1 protein-coding gene is annotated in these 1344 nt (G+C 70.5%); it reads right to left on the bottom strand.

The annotated features are described in order from the left end of the window. Positions 1 to 36 precede the first annotated feature (36 nt). Complete coding sequence (gene glyA, locus J0670_RS38115; protein ID WP_207817347.1) at positions 37 to 1317, bottom strand: serine hydroxymethyltransferase; 1281 nt, start codon at positions 1315 to 1317, stop codon at positions 37 to 39. Positions 1318 to 1344: the final 27 nt, after the last annotated feature.

The raw sequence follows: 1344 nt of genomic DNA, 5'->3' as shown, positions 1-1344 counted from the left end.
TCCGGCGGAGTGAGGCCGGTCACCTGCCGCCGATGGTCACTCCTGGTTGGCCAGGGTGGGGTAGAGCGGGTACTTCTCGGCCAGGGCGGTGACCCGGGCCTTCAGCGCGGCGGCGACGGTCTCGTCGAAGGCGGGCTTGAGCGCCTCGGCGATGATGTCGGCGACCTCGCGGAAGTCCTCGGCCTGGAAGCCGCGGGTGGCCAGGGCCGGGGTGCCGATGCGCAGGCCCGAGGTGACCATCGGCGGGCGCGGGTCGTTCGGGACGGCGTTGCGGTTGACGGTGATGCCGACCTCGTGCAGCCGGTCCTCGGCCTGCTGGCCGTCGAGCTGGCTGTTGCGCAGGTCGACCAGGACGAGGTGCACGTCGGTGCCGCCGGACAGCACGCTGACGCCGGCCTCGGTGACGTCCTCCTGGAGCAGGCGCTCGGCGAGGATGCGGGCGCCCTCCAGGGTGCGCTGCTGGCGCTCCTTGAACTCCTCGGAGGCGGCGACCTTGAAGGCGACGGCCTTGCCCGCGATCACGTGCTCCAGCGGACCGCCCTGCTGGCCGGGGAAGACCGCGGAGTTGATCTTCTTGGCGTACTCGGCCTTGGACAGGATGACGCCGCCGCGCGGGCCGCCCAGGGTCTTGTGGGTGGTGGTGGTGACCACGTCCGCGAACGGCACCGGGTTGGGGTGCAGCCCGGCGGCCACCAGGCCGGCGAAGTGCGCCATGTCCACCATGAGCAGGGCGCCGACCTCGTCGGCGATCCGGCGGAAGGCGGCGAAGTCCAGCTGGCGCGGGTAGGCGGACCAGCCGGCGATGATCAGCTTCGGCTGGTGCTCCTTGGCCAGGCGCTCAACCTCGGCCATGTCGACCTGACCGGTCTTCTCGTCCACGTGGTACGCGGCCACGTTGTAGAGCTTGCCGGAGAAGTTGATCTTCATGCCGTGGGTCAGGTGACCGCCGTGGGCCAGGCTCAGGCCCAGGATGGTGTCGCCCGGCTGGATCAGCGCGAACATGGCGGCGGCGTTGGCCTGCGCGCCGGAGTGCGGCTGGACGTTGGCGTGCTCGGCGCCGAACAGGGCCTTGATGCGGTCGATCGCGATCTGCTCGACCACGTCGACGTGCTCGCAACCGCCGTAGTAGCGGCGGCCGGGGTAGCCCTCGGCGTACTTGTTGGTGAGCACCGAGCCCTGGGCCTCCATGACCGCCACCGGGGCGAAGTTCTCGGAGGCGATCATCTCCAGGGTGGTCTGCTGGCGGTGCAGCTCGGCGTCGACCGCGGCGGCGATCTCCGGGTCGAGGGCGTGCAGGGACTGGTTGAGAACCGTCATGGTGGTGGTCTTCCCTGGGAGGAGAGT

The organism is Streptomyces sp. FH025 (genome assembly GCF_017427025.1).
Taxonomy (GTDB): domain Bacteria; phylum Actinomycetota; class Actinomycetes; order Streptomycetales; family Streptomycetaceae; genus Kitasatospora.
Note: the sequence above shows the minus strand (reverse complement) of the source record. Positions and strands in the feature narration are given on the sequence as shown.

Coding starts and splice junctions, on each gene's coding strand:
- glyA (WP_207817347.1), bottom strand. CDS start 1,317: ATGACGGTTCTCAACCAGTCCCTGCACGCCCTCGACCCGGAGATCGCC.